A 23,115-nucleotide genomic window follows, 5' to 3' on the forward strand; every position below is an offset into this window, starting at 1 on the left:
GAGCAGGGTTGTATTGCGTTTAAACTTTACGTTTATCAAGTTGCTGGGCTAATGCATCACCAGTCGCTTGTACTAACATGACTAAAACAATCAACACTAAAATAACAGCCACCATAATTTGCATATCAAAACGTTGATAGCCATAACGATAAGCAATGTCTCCTAGACCACCTGCACCAATAGCACCAGCAATCGCAGAGGAGTTAATCATAGTCACAATAGTCACGGTAAAGCCTGCCACAATACCCGGTAAAGCCTCTGGTAAAAGCACATGCCAAATAATTTGTTTACGGTTGCAACCCATGGCTTGTGCAGCTTCAATTAAGCCTTGATCGACTTCGCGTAAGCTGACTTCTGCAATACGCGCAAAGAAAGGAATTGCCGCAATCGTCAATGGAACAACGGCTGCCCAAACCCCATAACTTGTACCCACAATCCAGCGAGTAAGCGGAATAAGCGCAACCATTAAAATAAGAAAGGGTACAGAGCGAGTAATGTTGATGACCCAACCTAAAGCCTGATTAATCTTTTGTGACGGATGAATGCCGTGCTCAGAAGTGCTGACTAAAACAACAGCAATGGGTAAGCCAATTAAAAAAGCAATAAACGCAGATGCACCTACCATGAGTAAGGTGTCTACAGTTCCAGTAATTAATAAGTCAATGAGCTGGTCGTGCATAGCCAAGTACCTCAAATTGTGCAATTGCAGTTAATGCATCTTGTCGTATAGATGAAATATCAATTTCTACGTTAGGAATACCGACTAAAAGTGAACCAATAATATGCCCTTGAATGGTATCGACCTGACTTTGATATAAATTGACGGGCGCTTTAAATTTGGCAAGTAATTCTTGAATATCTGGAACCTGATGTGCTTCAGCCTCATATTTCAGTTTTACAATAATATGAGTCGAATCTTCATCGGGTAGAGGACTGATTTTAAAAGGTAGGGTAATTTGCTCAAGGTTTAACAATTCTTGAGTAATTTGTTGTTCTGGTCGTGAAAATACAGACCAAACTTGTCCAGCTTCTACTATCTCACCTTGATCAATCACCACCACTTGATCACAAATTTCTCGAATGACCTGCATTTCATGAGTGATGAGTACAATCGTTAGACCCAGTTCCTGATTAATCTTTTTAAGTAAAGCCAAAATAGTGGCGGTACTTTCAGGGTCAAGTGCCGAGGTGGCTTCATCACACAGTAAAATTTCTGGGTGGTGAACAAGTGCACGTGCAATACCGACACGTTGCTTTTGTCCGCCTGAAAGTTGCGATGGGTAGTAGCCAGACTTATCTGCAAGACCTACGAGTGCCAAAACTTCATTTACACGTTGGTCGATATCTGCTTTGTTGTAATTGGAAACTTTTAAAGGCAATGCCACATTTTCCCAGACTGTTTTTGCAGACATTAAATTGAAATGTTGAAAAATCATTCCAATTCGTTGGCGAGTTTGAATAAGCTCGGCATGACTCAATTCAGCAATGTTTTGTTGATGAATATGAATACTGCCTGTATTAACTTGTTCTAAGCCATTTAAAGTGCGGAGTAAGGATGATTTTCCCGCACCACTTTTACCAATAATCCCTAAAATCTTACCTTGAGGAATATCAAGGTTAATTTCTTTTAAGGCATGCAGTTTTTGACCCTGCGATTGGTAAAACTTATTTAAACCACGAATTTTGATATGGGGTAGAGAAAAATCAACTTGTGATCCAAAACTCACCATCGTCATTCTCCTTATTTCCAGCCTTGAAACCACATACCTTGGCCAAAGTCTTTATCCAGAATATCTTGTGCTTGTTTTGAGTTCTGGAATGCTTTAACAAAGGTTGCAAGTTTTTGGTTTTTGTCTTGGTAATCGCGACGGGTCACAAACAAAATTGCATATTTTTTATCGATTGGATCTAAAAATAATGCGCTATGTGGATCGGTTACCTTTGCCATTTTTAAGTAGTGGGGGAAGCCGAAAATTAAATCGACATCGTTATAGGCATGTGCTGTCTGTGGGCCTTCAACTTCAACGAAGCTCAACTGTTTAGGATTAGCTATAATGTCTTGGGTTGTTGAAAGTTCATTATTTATATCTTTAACCTGAATTAAACCTGCACGGTGCAATAAAATTAAAGCACGGGCTAAATTGACCGGATCGTTTGGAATAGCTATACGTGCTTTTGAAGGTAATTCTTCAAGTGATTTATATTTTTTTGAATATAAACCGACATGACTTCCTGAACCCACACCAAATGCATGTAGGTCATAGCCCGTTTCTTTAACAGCATTACGTAGAAATACGCTTTGCTGGAAAAAGTTCGCATCAATATCGCCGTTTTGTACGGCAACATTGGGTGCTCTCCAATCAGAAAATTCAACGAGTTTGACATGAACGCCTTGCTTTTCTACTTCATTGGCAACGCTTTGTAATAGCTCAGCATAAGGCGGGCTAATGCCAATCGTTAAAACATCATCGGCTTGTTTTTTTTTAATATAACGATAACCGACGAGGCCCAGAATTACGATCAAAATCGTAATTCCGAGTAACCAAGGCTTATACTGTTTGAACTGAATCGCCATAATCTTTCCGTTATTACTTCCAGCCGGGGAACCAAAGTGTTGGCCCAATCTCAGCATCTAACACAGCTTTAACTTTTGGCGAATTTTGATAGATCTCAACAAATTTCTTTAATTTGTCTCCCTTATCTTGGTAGTCATCACGCACTACAAACAAAATTGCATAACGTTTATTGGTATTGTCATCAAGTAAAAGTGCACTTTCTGGGTCAGCTGTTTTTGCTAAGCGTAGGTAATGCGGATAGCCAAAAGCCAAGTCAACATCATCAATTGCACGAGCAGTTTGTGGTCCTTCAACCTCAATGAATTGCAAGTTTTTAGGATTTGAAACAACATCTTTGAGTGCAGATAAATGGTTGTTTGAATCTTTAAGCGTAATTAATTTAGCTTGTTGTAAAAGTAGTAGGGCACGACCTTGATTCACTGGATCGTTTGGAATGACTACACGTGCGTTTTGTGGCAATTCATCAAGGCTTTTATATTTCTTTGAATAAAGTCCCACATGTGATGCTGCACCCACTGCAAATGCTTTTAATTTAAAGCCAGTTTCTTTAATTGCATTGTCTAAGAAAGGTTGGTGCTGGAAAAAGTTCGCATCAATATCCCCGTGATTTAAAGTAATGTTTGGTGTATTCCAGTCAGAAAATTCGACCAGTTTTACATTTAAACCCTGTTTCTTTGCTTCATCGGCAGCAGCTTGTAAAGTTTTTGCAAATGGTGGGCTAATACCAATCACAAGTTCATTTGAGCCACTTTGACGATGTTTATTCCAAAAGAATAAAGCAACAACAAGGACTACAACGACTAAGCCTATGCCTAGCCATTTTTTTGAGGCTGTTTGAGCCATGTCTATCTCCAAATTTAAGCGGTTATTTCTTCAATTGTTGTTAAGTTTTTGCTGTTGTTATAGGGACTACATCGGAACGCTTGAACAGGGTGTTGTTTTGGTAATTGGTCACCCCGATTAAAGATTTTGTTCCGCAGTGAACCCGTTTTATATGCAGTTTTATAGCGACCACGTTGTTGTAGCTCAGGAATAACCAAGCGAATAAAGTCGTGGTGAGACTCAGGTGCAACAGTACGTGTCAAATTAAAGCCATCAATATCTGTCTCATCTAAAAGATGAATTAGGTATTCAGCAACTTCTTCGCCACTACCTACGATGAGGGGATAACGACCACCCAAAACATGCTGAGCTTTTAAGTCATTTTTCGTGATTTGTTGCTCTTTAAATTTTTCGGTAATCGAAACAATACTGTTACTTTTTTGGTAAGGAATTGCTTCATCATCGGCAAATTTACTTAAGTCGATGCCAGTTGAACTCGCATAATGCGCTAAGCCAGCTTCAGGACTTGCATATTGACGATATTCATTAAGTTTCTGTACAGCGAGATCATGTGTTTCGGCAACAACAACGGTGATGCCAACGAAGACTTTAATGTCATCCGCTGAACGGCCTTGCTGTTCTGCAAGAGCACGAATCTTTTTCACTTGTTCTCGTATTTTTTCGGGTTTGTCGCCGCCAATAAATACACACTCAGCATGACGAGTCGCAAACTGCATACCTTTGGGAGAAGCACCTGCTTGAAACAGTGTTGGAGTGCGTTGCACAGAAGGAGACACCTGAAATACACCTTCGCTTTGGTAATATTTTCCGTGGTGGTGAATGGTGTGAACTTTAGATGGATCTGTAAAAACACGCTGTACTTTATCTTTTTTTACTGCGTCGTTTTCCCATGAACCTTCCCAATATTTGTAGCAGAGTTCTAAAAACTCTTCGGCTTGTTCATAGCGGGCATCGTGGTCTTTTAAACCTTTTTGACCAATCAAGCGTTCGGCACTATCTAAATAACCCGTCACGATATTCCAGCCAATACGACCTTGAGTTAAATGGTCGAGACTCGCAAAGCGGCGTGCAAATTGATACGGATGTTCATAGCTTAAGTTCACAGTGACCCCAAAACTCAGGTTTTCAGTGACTGCCGCCATTGCTGAAACGAGTGTAGATGGATCATGGCTTGGAAGTTGAATGGACTCTTTTAAAGTGAGATCTATACCATTTTGATAGACGTCATACACACCTGTAATATCGGCTATAAACAAGCCGTCAAATAAACCACTTTCTAAGGTCTTAGCTTGTTCTGTCCAATAGCTCAGTTCATTAAAGCGGTGTGATTCATCACGTGGATGTGTCCATAAGCCATGATTGATATGTCCAACACAGTTCATATCAAAGGCGTTTAATAAAATCTCTTTCGCTTTAAAATCTGCCATTACAATGTCCCCCGACGAGGTGGTAGAACACCGTTAAGAACGTAGTTCCCAATAAAGTAATATTTCCATCGTGCGGCATCATGTAAGGTATGTACTCGCGCATTACGCCAGAAACGATCTAGGCCATCTTGAGACTGACTACCACGGCTACCAGCAAGTTCAATCAGCTTAGACGATGCTTTGAGTGCGATATCGCTACTATGAGCACGTACTTTGGCAACATCGATGGATGCTTTAGCAATACTTTCAGGTGTGGTCTCAATTTTTGCGGCATCAATTGATTGAGCAGCTTGTTTTAATAAAACTTCACTAGCTCGTACATCTACAGCAATACTTCCTAATTCATAAATCGTTAAAGGATCTTGGTTAGCCGTTTCTACATTTGAATCAATCCATGGGCGGGCTTGATGCACTCTTTGTAAGCTTTCTTCAAAGGCCGAACGTGCAATGCCTACCTCAATTGACGCATGCATGATTTGCGCAAAAGGACCCACTAAGGTTGGCTGTAAAAATGCAGTATCAAAAGGAATAACATCATCTGCATCGACAAAAACCTGATCAAACTTGACCGTGCCGCTGCCTGTCGTTTTCTGCCCAAAGCCAGACCAGTCATCAACAAGTTTTAATCCTTGTGAACCACTTTTTACAAATGCCAGATACTCACGTCCTGCATCGTCTAAAACTAAGGTTGGAATACGGTGAGCAAATAAACTTCCTGTGCAGTAAAACTTTTCACCTTGAATCAAATACCCATTTTCATGCGGACGAATATTGGTTTGTTTATGAGTTGAAGTTTTGGTTTTAAACTCAGCAAGTGCATTACCAAAGCGAGTGCCATTTAAAACTTCGCCATATAAACGTTGTTTTTGAGCTTCTGTGCCTGTATTTCGTAATACTTCCAATGCATAGAAATGGTTTTGTGGAATTTGTCCGATTGAACCATCGGCACCGCTTAAAAGAGCAATTACTTTAGTAACAGTATGGCTTGAAACTTCGGCACCGCCATATTGCTTAGGTACTGTAATTGCCCAAAGACCAGATTGGCTCAAAGCATCGATTTCGGTATACGGTAAAATTCGTTTAGCGTCTCGCTCAACGGCGGTTTTTTTAAATTGCTCAGCAAATTGTTTGGCAACTTCTAATGCTTCAACATCATTTTGAATAATGTGCGCTTGGCCAGATGCCGATGTTTGTTTAGTTTGAACCGATTGATATGAAGTCATGACAATTTCTCCTTAAATCCAAGCATGGCGGGCAGGGAAATGACCATTAAGGTAATAATTGCCAATGGCATGTAATTTCCAGCGAACAGGGTCGTGTAAGGTATGTACACGGGCATTTCGCCAATGTTGATCTAAATTGTGTTGGCTTAAACTTGAACGACTACCGCCTAGCTCTAGTAGTTTTTCAGAGATTTGTAGAGCAGCATCATTGGCATAGACTTTCGCTTCTGCGACCAAAATTGAAGCTTTAGCTACTTGTTCATCAGCCACCGTTTGAAGGTGGTCAAGTTCATCCAAATATTCAGCAGCTTCATCAAGCAGTAAAATTGCAGCATCGAGCAAAATATTTAACTTACCTACTTCTTGTAGGGTGTAATGTTCAAAGCTAGCTTTTTCAACCTTTGCATCAATAATTGGGCGTGCTTTATGAATAGTCGATAAAGTATCTTCAAAAGCAGCTTCAGCAATACCTACATCAATTGCTACTTGTAATAACTGCGAATAGGCACCCCGATAACTAGGGGTTTTAGTTAATAATCGCTCATCAAAAATGAGTTCTGGATTAACTTCAACATGATTTAATTTAACTGTACCGCTCGCTGTCGTACGTTGCCCAAATCCATTCCAGTCATTAATGACTTCAATACCTTGAGCCTCTCGGTTAACAATCACTAAAACCACATGGCCTTCGGGATGAATCGCTTTAATTGCAAGCCAATGCGCAAAACTTGTTCCCGTCGAATAAAACTTTTCGCCGTTTAAAATATATTTGCCGTTTTCAACAGTAAGAGTGGTTTTTAAGGTTTTTGAATCATGGGTATTACGTTCTGGTCCACCATTGGCAAGACGCTTACCGGCTAATATTTCTGAAAAGATAAATTGTTTTTGTTGTTCTGTACCCATGATTTCAATCAGGTTTAACAAGCTAATCTGATTTTGTGGAATCTGACCAACATTCGCATCACCTTTACTTAAAATACGGAAAACTTGAGCCAAAGTTTTATTGGAAACAAAAGCACCGCCGTATTTTTTTGCAATGCGAATACCACCTAGGCCTTTTTGGCTAAAGTTTTCGATTTGCTCATGCGGTAATAAGCGTTGTTGATCACGTGTATTACGACCCTCTAAAGCATAATCCGCCACTTGATAAGCAGCATTAATCGCTTGTTGATCATTTTGAATGATTTGGACGTATGCAGTCGTTTTTGATAGAGAATTAGACATAATGACACCTTGTATTGCTGTCATTACCTTACAAAAGAAATATTTTTCCACTAAACGAGGACTTATGCTCAGCTTATGAAATAAAGTGCAAAGCATTTTTTTTGCTTTTTAATGAAAAAATAGAGATATTGAAAGATTATAAAAAACAATAGTTTAAGTTTGTTATGCGGAAAAATAATAATAGAATTGGTTTTAATATGAAAAAGAGCAATAAGTACGGTAAAAAAAGATATAAAAAAAATAGACTTAAGTGTCAGTGAAAAATGAGCACAATATCCATTGTTTTAACTAAAAATAGCTTCTAAAGTATCTACTTACCGACGACCATTTTTGTACAAATAGTCAAATAAAAATAAACGTGGAGATTTTATGCGGGTTTTGTATCAGTTTCCTTTGTCCCATTATTGTGAAAAAGCTCGCTGGTTGTTAGACCATAAAGAACTTGATTATGTGGCTCATAACTTAATTCCAGGGTTTCATCGTGCTTTTGCACAACTCAAAACAGGCCAAAATTTACTGCCTATTTTGAAAGATGATCATCAATGGATCGCTGAATCGACTAAAATTGCACTTTATCTGGATGATACATATCCGGAGCATTCACTGTTACGTCGTGATGAACAATTAAGACAGCAAACATTAAAAATAGATAGCTTGGCTGATGAGCTGGGTATTCATGTCCGTCGTTGGGCTCTAGCTCACACTTTGGCGCATGGAGACCATGCTTTAGAAATTATGATGGGTGAACAAGGCTATTTACGTCAGTTTGAAAAAATATCGAAGCCATTCCTCAAAACACTGGTAAAGAAGAACTATAAACTTGAAGAAGAGCTAGTCAACCAGTCAAAAGAACGTATGGATGAACTCATAAATGAACTAAATAACTGCTTAATCGAAAATCAGGCACGTTATATGGTAGGTGATCGCTTAAGTCTTGCTGATATTTCTGTATGTTCTATGCTTGCTCCTTTATTAGAAATAAAGGGCACGCCATGGGAGCGGGAAGAAGCTGAAGGTGTTTCGGAAGAATGGAATAACTATCAGCAAAATTTACTCGATTTACCTCTAGGTCAGTATGTTTTAAGAATATATCAAACTGAGCGTAATGCGCGAGTAGATTGGCGCGGAATTTAAAATTATAAAATGCCCTGAGAAAATCGGGGCTTATTTTTATCTTTGCTAGTTATTTTATTAATGTAGATATTACTATCAATTTTCTAAATGATTTTTATTAAGCCATTTGTTTATATTATTTTGATGCCAAAATTACTTTTCACAATATAAATTCCATTTTATCTAAATGACTAATAACTTTAATTTTTATGATTTTTTGGAAAATACAATTTTTCTAAATACTATTTTTAGCCAAAGTTAAGCCACTTTATTGTGCATGTGTTTACAATGTAATCAATAATTGCCACATTTAAGTGTAAATAGATGAGCTTAATAATAGACAGAAGATTAAAACATAGATTAAAGTAGAAACATGTGAGCAGTTTTAAAGGTATTAATTCTGCAAAACAGATTGAATAGAATAAGTGAAGCAAATGGATGGGTCCGACTTGGAAAAGTTGGCTCGATAATTGCAATTTAATAAAAATCACTCTATTGCTCTATATGAATGATTCTATAGATAAATAGAGAGAATGATCATCAAGGAGTTCTTATGAAACGTTCTGCAACCTCTCTCATTATTTCAACAGTTATGCTTTGTACGGTTGGCGCTACTTCTCAAATTCAAGCAGCAGATACATTAGCTAAAATTAAAAGTACCGGAAAAATCGTAATTGGTCATCGAGAATCCTCAGATCCAATTTCATATGTTGTTGCAGGTAAACCAGTAGGTTATGCAGTCGATATCTGTAACCAGTTTGCAAATGACATTAAGAAAGAATTGAAAATGCCTGGCTTAAAAGTTGAGTACAAGGCAGTAACTTCATCAACACGTATTCCTGAGCTTTTGGCAGGCAATATCGATATGGAATGTGGTACCACTACAAACTCTAAACAACGCCAGCAACAAGTTGGGTTCTCAACTAACTACTATGCAACAGAAGTGCGCATGGCTGTTAAAGCAAACTCTGGCATTAAGAGTTTGGCGGACTTAAATGGTAAAGCAGTTGTTACTACTCAAGGCACTACATCTGACAAATACATCAAGATGAATGAAAAAGGTCAGGCAGTTAATGTTCAAAATATTTATGGTAAAGATCATGCTGACTCTTTTGCCATGATGGCATCTGGCCGTGCTGCTGCATTTGTAATGGATGATAATATTTTAGCAGGCTTGATTGCGAAGTCTTCTACACCTAAAGCTTTCGCAATTGTAGGTCCGGTACTTTCATCTGAACCTTACGGAATTATGCTTGCTAAAGATGATCCAAAATTTAAAGCGATTGCAGACCGTACTGTAAATAACTTATGGAAAACTGGTAAAATGGACGCTTTATATAAGAAGTGGTTCTTATCTCCAATTCCACCAAAAAACACGAATTTGAACATGCAACAAAGTTCATCTTATAAGAAATTAAAAGCTAACCCAACAGATGCAGGAATCTAACTGGATCTTTTTGTCCTAAATTTACTTGTGTAAGTGTAAAGATTCATTTGCACAAGTGGTCTATTTTCTAAAGATATTAATTTAAGGGGCAAACATGTCAGTCGGCTCGCTAAACTGGACTATATTCTGTGCGGAGTCTAATGAATATGGTGTCGATAAAGCCGCATGGGCAGAATCAGTTTGTAAAGCTATTGGTAGCTCAAGCTACAATGCTTATGCTGAGGCACCCACATGGTTACAAATGTTAGGTTCAGGCGTGTTCACTATGGTTTGGACAGCTATTATAGCCTTTCTTATCGCATTTTTATTAGGTTCTCTCCTAGGGGTAATTCGTACATTACCCAACAAACCTCTCGCATTTATCGGCAATTGTTACGTTGAAATTTTCCGTAATATTCCACTTATTGTGCAACTATTCTTCTGGGCTTTTGTTTTTCCCGAGTTTTTACCGGACAGCTTAAGTGCAGGTAGTGGGGATGTAGTTGCTGGTGGTTGGTGGAAAAATATTTTAAATCAGCAACCTGCGGTTATTGGTGTTTTTGCATTAGGTCTCTACACGGCTGCCCGTGTATCTGAGCACATACGTGCCGGAATTAATACCGTGTCTCGTGGACAGAAGTTCGCAGCTTCCGCTATGGGTTTTACTACTGCACAAAGCTATCGTTATGTCATTTTACCGGTTGCATATCGTACAGTATGGCCAACGATTACATCTGAAGCAATGAACGTTTTTAAAAACTCAGCTGTTTTATATGCGTTGAGTGTATTGAATTTCTTTGCTTACACGAAAACCATGCGTGAAGAAACTTCTCAGGACATTATCATTCTTATTCTCTCTACACCTGTTTATTTGATTATCACTTATAGCATTAAGTTTGTGATGGCATGGATTGAGAAACGAATGGCTGTACCTGGCTTAGGTTCAGGAGGGAAGTAATCATGGATTTTTCTTTATTACAAAACCCTGATGTGATCGCGGCACTCAAAGAAGGTTTCATTTTTACGCTTACCGTAACGGTATTAGCAATGATGGGCGGTATCTTAATTGGAACCCCATTGGCAATGATGCGTTTATCTAGCAATGCCATCGCAAGTAATTTTGCAAAATTTTATGTTGATCTGTTTCGTGGTATTCCACTGATTCAGGTGATCTTTATCTTCTACTTTTTGTTGCCGAAAATATTTGAGTTTCAATCTGATACCTATTGGGGACCATTATTTTCGAGTGTCGTGACCTTTGCTATTTTTGAAGCAGCTTTTTTCTCGGAAATTGTACGTTCTGGAATTCAGTCTATTTCAAAAGGTCAGGTACATGCAGGCTATGCGCTAGGTTTTACCTACGGTCAATCAATGCGCTACGTGGTTTTACCTCAAGCCTTCCGTAATATGCTCCCAGTATTGTTAACTCAAACCATCATTCTATTTCAGGACATCTCATTAGTTTATGTGATTAGTGCACCAGACTTTTTAGGTCGTGCAGATACATTGGCTAATACTTATGGACCTGAAACAAAAGCAACATTCTATTTAATCGTCGCTGTAGTGTATTTCTGTAGCTCGTTTGTGCTGTCGCATTTAGTCAAACGCTTACAGCAAAAAATTGCCATCATTCGCTAATTGGAGATTTTAAATGCCAATGATAGACATCCAACATATCTCTAAATGGTATGGTGATTTTCAGGTTTTAACAGATTGCACGACGAGTATTGAAAAAGGTGATGTCGTTGTTGTTTGCGGACCATCTGGTTCGGGAAAATCAACACTCATCAAAACAGTAAATGCTTTAGAGCCATTTCAACAAGGTGATATTATTGTTGATGGAATTTCACTTAAAGATCCAAAAACAGATCTTGCTAAATTCCGTTCACGAGTGGGAATGGTCTTTCAGCACTTTGAGCTTTTTCCGCACATGACTGTTTTGGAAAATTTGACGATTGCTCAAGTTAAAGTGTTAAAGCGTTCAGTTGCAGATGCTCGTGCAAAAGGTTTGAAATATTTAGAGCGTGTAGGCTTACTTGCTCATAAAGATAAATTTCCGGGGCAGTTGTCGGGTGGTCAGCAGCAACGTGTAGCGATTGCACGTGGTTTGTCTATGGACCCAATCTGTATGTTGTTTGATGAACCGACTTCTGCACTTGATCCTGAAATGGTCGGTGAGGTTCTTGAAGTTATGGTGCAGCTCGCACATGAAGGCATGACCATGATGTGTGTTACTCATGAAATGGGCTTTGCTAAAAGAGTATCTAACCGTTTAATTTTTATGGATGAAGGTAAAATTTTAGAAGATTGCCCAACCCATGAGTTCTTTGATAATTTAGAAGCTCGTCATGAGCGTGCTAAACTTTTCTTAGAAAAAATTCAGGCGATGCACTAATAACCCTAATAAAAAAAGAGCCATTAAAGGCTCTTTTTTTATATCTAATTTTTAGAAACTATATTTTGCTAGCAGGTTGATACGTGAATAATCACCCTTGTCACCTGCAAAAGTTTCACGTTGACCGTAAGTATATTCTGCTCCTAAATCAATATTTTTAACTGGGTTCCAGATTAAATTGACTAAAGCGTTATAAATTTCTTTGTTATAGCTGGTATTGGTTAAATTGCTATTTGCATAGACATTATCATCTTTGTATTGAATACCACCTACAGCAAAAGTAGAACGCAGAATAGGGCTCCATTTACGTTGATATCCAATTACTGCGCTATCGAATTCTCCTAAATTAATATCTTGTGTTGTTGTGTCATAGTTATAAGCCGAATTGCTATAAAGTAAATAACGGCCATCGCCTTTAACATGATAGTAGTTAGCAACTACGCTATCTTGAGGCGTTAAATCATATTTACCACCAACGCCTACACCCCAGCCAAATTTCTCTTCAGAAGTACTATCTTTTGGAGCTACACGGTTTTCATGGGCAAGACCATGTAACTGTAATAGGCCTTTGTTATCCGTAGTTTTGAAATCATATCGTGCTGTTAAAGCAGGAAAACGGCTTCCACCGGCAGCATTACCAGCTTTTTCAACATCGCCACCCTCTAAGGCAACTAATATTTTTTGTTGTGCATTAATTGGCTGGGTGTAACGAACCTGTACTGTACGTGTAGTACCTGTACCAATAGCGCCATTAAAATCTACTGTTTCTGGTGATGTATCTGTGTTTACAAAGGGTGAGGTTGTTTGACCAGCTAACCATTTTCCTAAAGACATATAGGCATGACGAACACGGAAAGTACCATTGCCATTATCTCCATTGCCACCCATGAAATCGGCTTCAATTTTACCTGTTAAATCTCCATATTGAGTTGGACGAGTAATATCTAAGCCAATTCGTGAAGTTGCTGCAGATACATTGAGTGAGTCTTGTTTTGGATCATCTTTATTCAGTGGATAATTGGCACCATTTGAAATACTGCCATTTGAACCTTTAAAGTCATAGGTTGCATCTGCGCGAACACTACCATAAAGCTTGACTTGAGTTTGCCCATCGGCCATAGCCATCCAACCTGGTTTTGATGCAGGGGGTGTAGGGGTGGCAGGTACTGCGGGAATTGTTGCTGGAGCAGTGACAGTTAAAGCTGTTTTTTGTTGATCAGATAGTTTCTGAACGAGTAGTTTTAACTCCTTTACCTCATCACGTAAGGCGTTAACTTCAGCATCTGTAGCGGCATGCACAGACATCGTCACGCTCATTGCACCTAAAGAACTCATTGCTAACACTAGTGTTTTGATTTTATTCACAGGAACTCCCCCGACATGGATAAAAATTTTCCTGCAAATACATAACAAAAATGATGCCAACTTTGCGAAGATTAAAAAATAGTCAAATTTTGATGATTAATTCCTTTTTAGCCTCAAATGGTAGTGAGAATAAGGATTCTGAATAGATAAACCAGATTTAAGCATAAAACTGACTCTCTAAAATGAACCGCCTCTGACACTACTTGCACGTTTAAAAGGCATAATCGAAATAAACTCTATAAAAGAAATAGAGTTTTGCTGTCCATAAACCTTTGTATTTTCAATGCAGAGGTGATGGTATAGGGTTATACTGTCTTTACTGTGAAATTCTGGCTGGAGATTAAGAGTGGAGTTAGATCGTTTTGATAAACAAATTCTAGAAATTTTGTCTCATGAAGACTTAAATTTGAATGAACTTTCAGAACGGATCAATCTGTCAGTCAGTTCTGTGCATCGCCGTATTAAGCACCTGATTGAAGCCAACATTATGGGACAGCTCAAAAGGGAAATTAATTTTAGTAAGCTTGGTTTTACTTTACATATTTTATTGCAAGTTTCACTGAGTAAACATGATAGTGAAACATTTGATAAGTTTCTGTCTGAAATAGAAGCAATTCCAGAAGTAACTAATGCATTCTTGGTAACGGGTCAGAGTGCTGATTTTATTTTAGAGCTTGTAGCACGCAACATGGATGACTACAGTGAAATTTTATTAAGACGTATTGGAAAAATCGACAATGTAGTTGCTTTGCATTCTAGCTTTGTCATTAAAGAATATAATGTGTTTAATTGCTATAACTTGCTCAACAAACTATAAAAAAACGCACCATTTGGTGCGTTTTCTTTGATTCAAATGTTTGATTTAAGCATCAAGTTGAGCCAAAACCTCATCCGAGAATTCAACGTTAGTATAAACGTTTTGTACATCGTCAAGATCTTCAAACATATCAATCATTTTAAGAATTTGTTTTGCTTGGTCAACATCTGTAATTTCAGCTTTTGTAGATGGACTCATCACAACTTCTGCGTTATCAGATTTTAAACCAGCAGCAGTAAGGGCATCTTGTACTTCACCAAAAGTTTCTGGTGAAGTGATTACCAAAATTTCGTCTTCTGAAACTTCAATATCTTCAGCGCCAGCTTCTAAAGCAACTTCCATGATTTTATCTTCTAAAGAAACATCTTCAAAAGTAATCTCACCACGTTTAGTAAATAGATAAGATACAGAACCCGCAGTTCCTAAGTTACCATTTGTTTTACTAAAACAGTGACGTACGTCTGGTACTGTACGGTTTAAGTTATCTGTCATTGTTTCAACAAGAACAGCAACCCCGCCAACACCATAACCTTCATAAGTTACTTCTTTTAGATCATCATTATCTTCACCACCAGCACCACGTTGGATAGCACGGTTAATGGTGTCACGTGTCATATTAACTGAGAGAGCTTTTTCAACTACTGCACGCAGACGAGGGTTGCTAGCAGGATCTCCACCACCAAGTTTGGCAGCAGTCACAATTTCACGAATATATTTAGTAAAAACCTTACCGCGACTTGCATCTTGTTTAGCTTTACGATGCTTAATATTGGCCCATTTAGAATGACCCGCCATGGACGTGAACTCCAAAAAAAGAAAATGCAAAAGTGCTGGAATATTAGCATAGGCTTGGTTTTGTTGAAAACTGTTGCCCTGCGTTTTGTTAGCCAATTGAATAAGAACAATAAGCTTAAGACCTAATGATTGAGATTAGGTCAAATCAAGTCCAATTTGATTTAGTTAATTTTTACATCTATGTCAAATTGAGCGTACAGCTCTTTAATGGTTTCCAAGTCTTTTTGTAAATCAGTCGGGTAAATTTTACCTAAAATCCCACCTTGTTTACTTCGAGCATTGGCATACATTAAAACAATAGGAACATTGGCTGCTTTTGCAATATGCCAAAAACCTGTACGGATAGGCTTACGTTCAGAGCCATCTTTAGCACGTGTAGCTTCTGGAGCAATCACTAAGTTAAAAGTTTCATGGGTTTGAAATTGCTCAACCATTTGCGAAACGATATCTTTACTTGCTTTACGATCAACAGGAATGCCACCCAATTTTTCTAAAATTGGCTTAAGTGGGCCTTTGAAAAGTTCTTTCTTTATTAAAGTATGAATTTTGATGTCTAACATTTGGAAGAGGGCAATCGAGAGCACTGCATCTAGATTTGAAGTATGTTCAAAGCCAATAATAACTTGTTTTTTCTCAAGAATTTGTGGGTCTACATTGTAGGTCCAACCAACGGCTTTAAAGATAGAGTTACCTAGAAATTTTTTCATACATCAGTGCAAATTGATAAATTTTCAGGATTCTAATATGAGTTTGTAAAAAAGCCTAGAAAAATTATGAAAGCTAAAGTAGACCACAAAAGTTAAGGATTATCTAAGTTCTAAAATATTTTAAAAGTTCTTTTTTTATTTTTCTCAAACTTCGTCTGAAAGTAATAAACCTAGATAATTTTAAAATTAAGATACTGGCTGTGGTATCTCTTCATTAATTAAATATTCAATATATTTCCAAATTTTTTCAGGGTTAATAAGGTTTTTATCGGTCGTTCCATCAATAATCATCCCATCAATAATAGAAATAATGATATGAACAAGGGGAGTTGGGTTTTCTATACCTAACTGAGTAAGTTTTTCATGTAACAGATTAGTCAACCATTTTGTATATTCATAAAATGGTTCACGAATTGAAGTATATTGTTTAGATACTTCAATAAATGCCTTTTTAAATAAACAGCCATTAAATGTTTCGCTATTGATCCATTCAATATACCAATTAAAAATAATATGAATTTGCTCAAGAGGACTAGCATCTTGATGTAAACTTAATTGTTCATTGATTGAGTTTTGGATATTTATATTTCGATGTTGCAAGCATTCCATAATTAAATTTTCCTTTGACGGAAAATATTTATAAAAAGTCATTTTTGCAACATTTGATTCAGCAATAATACGGTCAACACCAGTAGCATTGTACCCAATCTGATTAAATAAATTTAAAGCAGTATTTATAATATCTTCTTTTTTTGACATTACTATTCCATATAGTTAAAACTAATTATAACTTAATCTAAAATATTAAATTTTTAATACAAATTATGATAATAAAAAACTGATTTTGATTCAAGTTGAGATTGTGATAATGATTATCATTAATTGGAGTTTTTTTAAATTTTTTATTTGATTTCGTACGATTTTAATTCTAATATTAATCAATGAAGGAACATATTTAAATATTAATTTAAGTCATTGTTTTTATAATAAAATATGTAAAAATCGATCATGCTTCAATAAGTTTAATGAGAGCGGATATGCCTAAGAAATTTGAGAATTTTAATAATCCTAGAAAGAAAGCGCTTACAGGGATGAAACAAAGCATTTCAGCTGAACTATGGGAAAAAAATTCAAACTTTTTAACCCGATTAAGAGCAAAGATTGCGAAACATCCTGTATCTCATCATCCTGCAATCGATACTTTAAATAATGGCGAAATTAATAAAGAAGATTTAAAAAAAATTCATTTAGAGTATCGCCATGCAATTGTGCAAACTTTTACTGATGCATTGCTCATGGCTCAATTTCAAACTAAACAATTAGAGCCGAGATTGCATGCTGGTGCAAAAATGTTCCCGCGTTTTCTTTTGAGTTTAAATATTTTTGATGAGTTTGGATTTCGGCCAGGGTTGGATAAAGACGGCTACTATCAGGGAAATCCTGAATATGCTCATTATCCCTTATTTGAAGATATATTGAATGATTTCGGTATTACAGAACAAGATCGTCTAACTTATCATCCGACTGAAATTGCAGATCAGGTTAGGGTATTTTTAGAAAATGCTTATGATGACTATAAAGCTGTTTCAGCTTTATTAGCAGTCGCAGAAGAAGAAGTCATTCTGTATAGTCCACCTTTACGTAGAGCAACTAAAGCAGTTGGTCTAGATGTGGAGGGTGGTGGTTATTATCATGTACATGGTATTTCTGAGGATGAAAGTGCTGAAGCAGCAGATGACGATCATGAAGAAGATTTATGGTATGTCTTGATGCAAGCTTGTACAGAAGAAGACTATAATTATATTGAAAAATTATGCTTAGAGTATTGTGATTTATGGGAAAAGTTTTGGGATACACAATTAGAGAATTCTGAGCCCATGCGAAAGCAAATCTTAGCTTAATAGATGAAAGATGGATATTTAGTACGAAACGTAAGTGTATTTTAAAACATCTAAAATTTAGGGATAAAATAAATTTAAATTTTGAGTATTTTTTATAAGAGTAAAGTATATTCTATTTGGATATATATTAAAAAACCCCATAAACTTTTTGTTTATGAGGTTCGGTATTTGGTGGGCCCACACAGACTTGAACTGTGGACCAACGGATTATGAGTCCGCTGCTCTAACCAACTGAGCTATAGGCCCTATAAGTCAGAAAAGCTTTTAATCTCAATGCTTTTCAGTGCGTGCAATACTAATCAATTTTTTTATTAAACACAAGTCATTTTCTGAAGTAGACGCAAACTAAACCCAAAAATATTGTGTCATATTGGTTAATATTTCAAGCGATAGTGATTCTAGCTTATGTGTAGTTCAAGAGTAAAGTGGGAAAAGTTATTTATCGATCAATTAGAATTTATTCCAACAATCTATTGTGACGATGACTTAATTGTATTTGTAGTTTGAGACATTAATTTATATAAAATAAATTTTGTTTAAAATATAATCAGGGAGTGTGGGTGTGCTGTTTAAGTATTGTGAAAATATAGAATTAGAAAAACTTATTTAAGATAAATATAAATGGAGATTAAAAATATTATATATTTTCATATTGTAATTAAGCTTTAGATATATGGTAGATTGCCTTTTTAATTATATTTATTGAAAAATAATAGTTACAATAATTCTCTTAATAAGTTCTATCCTATATATAGTAAAAAACATAGACTATTATTGTTAAATGACTTAAGAAAAATAATAGTTACAATAATTCTCTTAATAAGTTCTATCCTATATATAGTAAAAAACATAGACTATTATTGTTAAATGACTTAAGAAAAATAATAGTTACAATAATTCTCTTAATAAGTTCTATCCTATATATAGTAAAAAACATAGACTATTATTGTTAAATGACTTAAGAAAAATAATAGTTACAATAATTCTCTTAATAAGTTCTATCCTATATATAGTAAAAAACATAGACTATTATTGTTAAATGACTTAAGAAAAATAATAGTTACAATAATTCTCTTAATAAGTTCTATCCTATATATAGTAAAAAACATAGACTATTATTGTTAAATGACTTAAGAAAAATAATATTATTAATTTTTAGAGTAGGTGTGAAACTTAAATTCAACTTAATAAAAAGTAAAAATTAACATATAAAGTTAGCAACTTTAATTATGAAATATAAAAATAATGAATAAAGGGATTCAATATTTTTTGATGAAAATAAATTTAATTAAAATATAATACTTTTTCTTAAGGTGTTTGTTGTGTTTTTCAAAAAAAACTGTTAAGAGCGGTAATAGAAATTTTTATCATTAAAATATCTTTCCTTCTCTAAAGTATTTTCTATATAAAACCTAAATTGTGATTGTCTTCACAAGAATACAAATACTTGTATCTTATAAACTTTATTCTTGACTAAAACACTTGGTTTTAATAAAGTATAAGTGTATTTTTTACAAAACAAAATATTATTGCTTAATCCTGAAATACAACAAGAGGCCTACTTTCTAAGTAGGCTTTTTGTTTTTAGTAGTATTTAGAGAGATAGTACAGAGTAATAAGCTTAAGCTTTAAATAAACTAGATTTAACAAGAATAAAAATTATAAAAAATCTTTAGACTTTCAGAACTAACCTATAAAGTTTTATAAATTTTCTTGAATAATTTGAATTAACTCTCTAGCTGCTTTAGGTAAAGGGCGGTCTTGGAGCCAAATTAAATAAATAGATAGAGGTAAATGATTTTTTGTATTTTTAAAATCTAAAAGGACTAAGTGACCTTGATCAATTTTATCTTGTACTAGTGATAACGGAAAATTTCCCCAACCAAGTCCAGCTTCAACCATATTAATTGCTGTTTGTAGACTATTGGTTTTCCAGTACATTGCACCAATAATTGAACGGGAATCTGTCATTTCATGCTCACTACTCGCCACAACAATTTGTCTAATATTAATTAATTCCTCAATAGAAAACTGTTTTGTTCTATCTTGTAGAAGAGCGTGGTTAGAAGAAATTGTAGCCGCCACTGTTTCAGTCATTACCAATTGTAGATTCTCGCGCATTTTTATATTGAGGTCTGAACCCGCTAAGCAAAGACTGATTTGCTCCGTATAAAGTAAATTAACAATGTCGTCTTGGGGAGCAGTAATAACTTCTATGTTCAGTAAAGGGAATTTATCGGCTAATTTTTTTATTGAATGGAATAATAATTTTGTATTTACATCAGAAACAACACCAATACGTAATTTACTTTCAAGGCCTAAAGAAAGTTCATGTGCATGAGTGCTAAATAGCCTAAGTTGTTCAGAAATGATCCGTGCTTGAGGTTCCAAGGCTAATGCTGTGGCGGTTGGAATGACCTTTCGGGGAGTTCGTTCAAATAATGTGTAACCCAATTCTGCTTCTAAATTTGCAATGGCCATACTTACTGCTGAGGGGACTCGATTTAGTTTACGAGCAGCCGCAGAGAAAGAACCTGTATCGAGTACGGTTATGAAAAGTTCAATATTTTCACTGTTAAAATTCATTTTGATATCAGTTGAACTGAAAGCTATTAACTTTATATATGATTTTGACTGAAATTAAAATATAAGGAATTAAGCAGAGTTTAGTGATTATGCAAGGTATAAAGCGTCGAATTGTATATGTTTCTTCCTATGAAATAATCGGAATGGTTATTTCATCAGTAGGATTAGCGATTTTGGCAGGTGATAGTGTTGAACATACTGGACCACTATCTGTCATGATTACGACCATCGCTGTAACTTGGAATTTTATCTACAATATTTTATATGAGAAATGGGAAGCTAAACAAAGCAGTCATATCCGTACAGTTAAGCGTAGAGTTGGACATGCCATCGGTTTTCAGCTTACTTTGGTTCTGTTTTTAATTCCTCTTATTTCATGGTGGATGGATATTTCCTTGATTGCTGCTTTTTGGTTAGATGTGGCCTTTATTATCATTATTCCTATCTATACTTTTATATTTAATTGGAGTTTTGATAAGTTATTTGGATTGCCTATTTCGGCACAGGCTAAAGCGCTATCAGAATAACCGTAAAAAGCTATCAAGGTAATCGACTTTGATAGCTTATCTAGTTTCATTATTTGATTTGATCAATGACTAACTGTTTTGAAAACTTTAATTGAGCTTTCTTGGCGAAAATGTAATAAATCAAAGCAGTAGAAATAAGACCTACGAGCCACGATAAATCGATTCCTCCTAGCATTGCCGCAATTTGTCCCGTATAAAATCTACTATCAATAAATGGCAGTTGAATCAAAATACCTAGAAAGTAGCAGGTAATTCCAATCCGATTCCAACGGCCATACTTACCATTTGGATCATAGAGTGCATCTACATCACATTCTTCTTTAGAGATAAAGTAGTAATCAACAAGATTAATGGCACTCCACGGAATAAAAAAGGTGAGTAAAAACAAAATAAATGCTTTAAAGGCGCTTAAAAAAGTATGTTCACCTATAATTGCAATAAAGGTTGAGACTACAACCATAGCAAGGACAATCAATAATCTTGTTATTTTTGAGATTTGATTTGTCGATTTGAAACTATTCCAAATCGTAGCAATACACATAAAACTGCCATAGGCATTTAAGGTCGTTAGAGTAACTTTCCCAAAAGCGATACTAAAATATAGAAAGGTTACGACAAGGGCAATTGGGTTCATACCCACAACATATTGAACTTCATTTCCGACAAAATTGCCGTTTGCAACCTGAGCGATTAAAACGCCTAAGCTCATAGAAATTTGTGAGCCAATTAAAGAACCTAAGCCGACAGCCCAAAAAACACGAGATGAAGATGTTTTAGTTGGAAGATATCGAGAATAATCTGCAACATAGGGACCAAAAGAGATTTGCCAAGAAGCAGAAAGGGAAACTGCTAACAAGAATGAAGACCAGCTGAAATGACGTACTGCTAAGAGTTCAGAAAAATCAGAAAGTGCGAAGATCTGAGTCAAAATAATCACAAAAGCAATCAAACCAATAATACTGGCTACTTTGCCTACCAAATGGATTAAACGATATCCAATCGTTGCGAATAAAATGATTAAACTTGCATAAATTAATATACCAGTTGTATTGCTGACATGTGCCAAATGTGCAATTGCTTTACCAGCTAATACCTCTCCAGTTGCGGTAAAGCCAATATACATAAGGCAAACGAGTATAATTGGAATACAAGCACCATAAACCCCAAATTGCACACGGCTTGAAATCATTTGAGGGAGACCAAGTTTAGGACCTTGGGCAGCATGCAGTGCCATGACGGCAGCACCAAAACATTGTCCTACTAATAAGCCGATAATAGACCAAAAAACATCTCCGCCTAACACAACGGCTAGCGCGCCTGTCACAATGGCTGTGATTTGTAAGTTGGCGCCGAACCATAGGGTAAATTGAGCAAATACTCCGCCGTGTCTTTCATTTTCCGGAATAAAATCAATACTTCGGTTTTCTATAAAACTACTATTAGGTTTCCCAGCCGATGAGTCCATTTCACTCTCCTTATCCTTTAAGAGCCATCCTATTCTTATTTATTTATATTTGTATAATCAAATATAAACATGTATATACAAGTAATTTTAAGAAGAATCAAATGTTTTTGAAGTATTGGACGTTAAAATTGAGTTAAATAATTCATAGATAAGTAGAAAAAGTATTTGACTGATTTTATTTTTTAAAAGTTAAATGATAAAAAAATAATATATAAAAAAGCCCTCTGAAGAGGGCTCGATTTTATACGTTTGCGTCTAAAACAAGTTGGAAATAAGTGGGAAGTTCAGAAAATTGTACCAGTTGGGTCTTATCTTCTTGCTTAAAATAATACTGATAATTTGGAGTGTCTAAATGGTTATCTAGATATTGGGTTGCATCTGTAAACTGTGCTTTTGCAATCGGCTTATCTTTCTTGCATTTAATAATAACAGGGTTTACGGAGTTTAATTTTACAGGAACGCCATTTTCAAATTTAGCAGTTTCAATCAATAAGGAAATTTTGAAATCACCGAAGGTTACACAGAAGTGGCCTCCATTTTCAGTCTTAATTTCTCTGTCAGAGAAAAGATCTTTAAATAAATTCTTAAGGGATTCTCTATGTTTATCTAAGGCAACTTGAAATTCATGATCTCGTTGCTCGATCTTTTCTTGCTCTTCTTGTAGCAATTTGGCTTGCTTTTCAATTGTTGTAAAATCCAGCTTCATTTTAATATCTCCTTTGGTT

The 23,115-nt window shown here is 35.9% G+C and carries 22 protein-coding genes and 1 tRNA gene; 8 read left to right on the top strand and 15 right to left on the bottom strand.

Annotated elements, in window-relative coordinates; all coding sequences use genetic code 11:
- Nucleotides 1-19 precede the first annotated feature (19 nt).
- Genes J580_RS06200 through J580_RS06230 form a run of 7 tightly spaced genes read right to left on the bottom strand, consistent with a single transcriptional unit; the run spans nucleotide 20 to nucleotide 7,317 of the window.
- On the bottom strand, nucleotides 20-679 hold the full coding sequence (locus tag J580_RS06200; RefSeq protein WP_017386774.1) for a methionine ABC transporter permease: 660 nt from the start codon (nucleotides 677-679) through the stop codon (nucleotides 20-22).
- A complete protein-coding gene (locus J580_RS06205; protein ID WP_081273995.1) occupies nucleotides 660-1,736 on the bottom strand; it encodes a methionine ABC transporter ATP-binding protein in 1,077 nt (358 codons plus the stop codon). The genes J580_RS06200 and J580_RS06205 overlap by 20 nt, the downstream gene beginning before the upstream one ends.
- 5 nt (nucleotides 1,737-1,741) lie before the next feature.
- Nucleotides 1,742-2,575 (bottom strand): MetQ/NlpA family ABC transporter substrate-binding protein, encoded by an 834-nt coding sequence (locus tag J580_RS06210; protein ID WP_032003474.1) that lies wholly within the window; start codon nucleotides 2,573-2,575, stop codon nucleotides 1,742-1,744.
- Nucleotides 2,576-2,588: 13 nt separating this feature from the next.
- Entirely contained in the window at nucleotides 2,589-3,419 is an 831-nt protein-coding gene (locus J580_RS06215; RefSeq protein WP_032003476.1) for a MetQ/NlpA family ABC transporter substrate-binding protein, read from the bottom strand.
- A gap of 14 nt (nucleotides 3,420-3,433) precedes the next feature.
- A complete protein-coding gene (locus J580_RS06220; protein WP_032003477.1) occupies nucleotides 3,434-4,846 on the bottom strand; it encodes an LLM class flavin-dependent oxidoreductase in 1,413 nt (470 codons plus the stop codon).
- On the bottom strand, nucleotides 4,846-6,069 hold the full coding sequence (locus J580_RS06225) for an SfnB family sulfur acquisition oxidoreductase (protein WP_032003478.1): 1,224 nt from the start codon (nucleotides 6,067-6,069) through the stop codon (nucleotides 4,846-4,848). Before J580_RS06225 ends, J580_RS06220 begins: the two co-directional genes overlap by 1 nt.
- Before the next feature lie 12 nt (nucleotides 6,070-6,081).
- Entirely contained in the window at nucleotides 6,082-7,317 is a 1,236-nt protein-coding gene (locus J580_RS06230; RefSeq protein ID WP_081403546.1) for an SfnB family sulfur acquisition oxidoreductase, read from the bottom strand.
- Between the two features lie 345 nt (nucleotides 7,318-7,662).
- On the opposite strand from J580_RS06230, the gene J580_RS06235 reads away from it, so the two are divergent.
- From J580_RS06235 to J580_RS06255, 5 genes are all read left to right on the top strand, one after another.
- On the top strand, nucleotides 7,663-8,427 hold the full coding sequence (locus tag J580_RS06235; RefSeq protein ID WP_005076380.1) for a glutathione S-transferase family protein: 765 nt from the start codon (nucleotides 7,663-7,665) through the stop codon (nucleotides 8,425-8,427).
- Nucleotides 8,428-8,959: 532 nt separating this feature from the next.
- Nucleotides 8,960-9,853: an amino acid ABC transporter substrate-binding protein gene (locus J580_RS06240; RefSeq protein ID WP_014206541.1), complete on the top strand. Its 894-nt coding sequence runs from the start codon at nucleotides 8,960-8,962 to the stop codon at nucleotides 9,851-9,853.
- Between the two features lie 94 nt (nucleotides 9,854-9,947).
- Complete coding sequence (locus J580_RS06245; protein ID WP_002114400.1) at nucleotides 9,948-10,790, top strand: amino acid ABC transporter permease; 843 nt, start codon at nucleotides 9,948-9,950, stop codon at nucleotides 10,788-10,790.
- Nucleotides 10,791-10,792: 2 nt separating this feature from the next.
- Complete coding sequence (locus tag J580_RS06250) at nucleotides 10,793-11,470, top strand: amino acid ABC transporter permease (protein WP_016145033.1); 678 nt, start codon at nucleotides 10,793-10,795, stop codon at nucleotides 11,468-11,470.
- A gap of 13 nt (nucleotides 11,471-11,483) precedes the next feature.
- A complete protein-coding gene (locus J580_RS06255) occupies nucleotides 11,484-12,227 on the top strand; it encodes an amino acid ABC transporter ATP-binding protein (protein ID WP_002114298.1) in 744 nt (247 codons plus the stop codon).
- Between the two features lie 51 nt (nucleotides 12,228-12,278).
- Here the strand turns inward: J580_RS06255 and J580_RS06260 are convergent, their stop codons facing one another.
- Nucleotides 12,279-13,592: a DcaP family trimeric outer membrane transporter gene (locus J580_RS06260; RefSeq protein ID WP_032003480.1), complete on the bottom strand. Its 1,314-nt coding sequence runs from the start codon at nucleotides 13,590-13,592 to the stop codon at nucleotides 12,279-12,281.
- Between the two features lie 346 nt (nucleotides 13,593-13,938).
- Here J580_RS06260 and J580_RS06265 point away from each other — a divergent pair, with 346 nt between their 5' ends.
- The gene (locus J580_RS06265; protein ID WP_002050132.1) at nucleotides 13,939-14,409 is read left to right on the top strand and encodes an Lrp/AsnC family transcriptional regulator; all 471 of its coding nucleotides are present in this window, start codon (nucleotides 13,939-13,941) and stop codon (nucleotides 14,407-14,409) included.
- Nucleotides 14,410-14,454: 45 nt separating this feature from the next.
- Here the strand turns inward: J580_RS06265 and J580_RS06270 are convergent, their stop codons facing one another.
- The 3 genes from J580_RS06270 to J580_RS06280 all read right to left on the bottom strand — a co-directional run bounded on the left by J580_RS06270 (nucleotide 14,455) and on the right by J580_RS06280 (nucleotide 16,670).
- Nucleotides 14,455-15,204, bottom strand: a complete 750-nt coding sequence (locus J580_RS06270) for a YebC/PmpR family DNA-binding transcriptional regulator (RefSeq protein ID WP_002114471.1) — start codon at nucleotides 15,202-15,204, stop codon at nucleotides 14,455-14,457.
- A gap of 161 nt (nucleotides 15,205-15,365) precedes the next feature.
- Complete coding sequence (locus J580_RS06275; RefSeq protein WP_017386783.1) at nucleotides 15,366-15,911, bottom strand: 1-acyl-sn-glycerol-3-phosphate acyltransferase; 546 nt, start codon at nucleotides 15,909-15,911, stop codon at nucleotides 15,366-15,368.
- Nucleotides 15,912-16,097: 186 nt separating this feature from the next.
- The gene (locus J580_RS06280; RefSeq protein WP_005076373.1) at nucleotides 16,098-16,670 is read right to left on the bottom strand and encodes a TetR/AcrR family transcriptional regulator; all 573 of its coding nucleotides are present in this window, start codon (nucleotides 16,668-16,670) and stop codon (nucleotides 16,098-16,100) included.
- A 278-nt stretch (nucleotides 16,671-16,948) separates the two neighbouring features.
- Here J580_RS06280 and J580_RS06285 point away from each other — a divergent pair, with 278 nt between their 5' ends.
- The gene (locus J580_RS06285) at nucleotides 16,949-17,812 is read left to right on the top strand and encodes an iron-containing redox enzyme family protein (RefSeq protein ID WP_032003481.1); all 864 of its coding nucleotides are present in this window, start codon (nucleotides 16,949-16,951) and stop codon (nucleotides 17,810-17,812) included.
- A gap of 169 nt (nucleotides 17,813-17,981) precedes the next feature.
- Here J580_RS06285 and J580_RS06290 read toward each other — a convergent pair.
- Nucleotides 17,982-18,058, bottom strand: a tRNA-Ile gene (locus J580_RS06290).
- Nucleotides 18,059-19,513: 1,455 nt separating this feature from the next.
- Nucleotides 19,514-20,398: a LysR family transcriptional regulator gene (locus J580_RS06295; RefSeq protein ID WP_032003482.1), complete on the bottom strand. Its 885-nt coding sequence runs from the start codon at nucleotides 20,396-20,398 to the stop codon at nucleotides 19,514-19,516.
- 89 nt (nucleotides 20,399-20,487) lie between these two features.
- Here J580_RS06295 and J580_RS06300 point away from each other — a divergent pair, with 89 nt between their 5' ends.
- Nucleotides 20,488-20,925 carry a PACE efflux transporter gene (locus J580_RS06300; RefSeq protein WP_032003483.1) on the top strand — a complete coding sequence of 146 codons (438 nt, stop codon included), beginning with the start codon at nucleotides 20,488-20,490 and terminating at the stop codon, nucleotides 20,923-20,925.
- Between the two features lie 49 nt (nucleotides 20,926-20,974).
- Here J580_RS06300 and J580_RS06305 read toward each other — a convergent pair whose 3' ends face one another.
- Together J580_RS06305 and J580_RS06310 are read right to left on the bottom strand one after the other, a co-directional pair.
- Nucleotides 20,975-22,390 carry a purine-cytosine permease family protein gene (locus J580_RS06305; protein WP_032003484.1) on the bottom strand — a complete coding sequence of 472 codons (1,416 nt, stop codon included), beginning with the start codon at nucleotides 22,388-22,390 and terminating at the stop codon, nucleotides 20,975-20,977.
- A 241-nt stretch (nucleotides 22,391-22,631) separates the two neighbouring features.
- On the bottom strand, nucleotides 22,632-23,096 hold the full coding sequence (locus tag J580_RS06310) for a hypothetical protein (protein WP_017482308.1): 465 nt from the start codon (nucleotides 23,094-23,096) through the stop codon (nucleotides 22,632-22,634).
- Nucleotides 23,097-23,115 lie beyond the last annotated feature (19 nt).

The organism is Acinetobacter sp. 1542444, assembly GCF_000581835.1.
Classification (GTDB): Bacteria; Pseudomonadota; Gammaproteobacteria; order Pseudomonadales; family Moraxellaceae; genus Acinetobacter; species Acinetobacter pittii.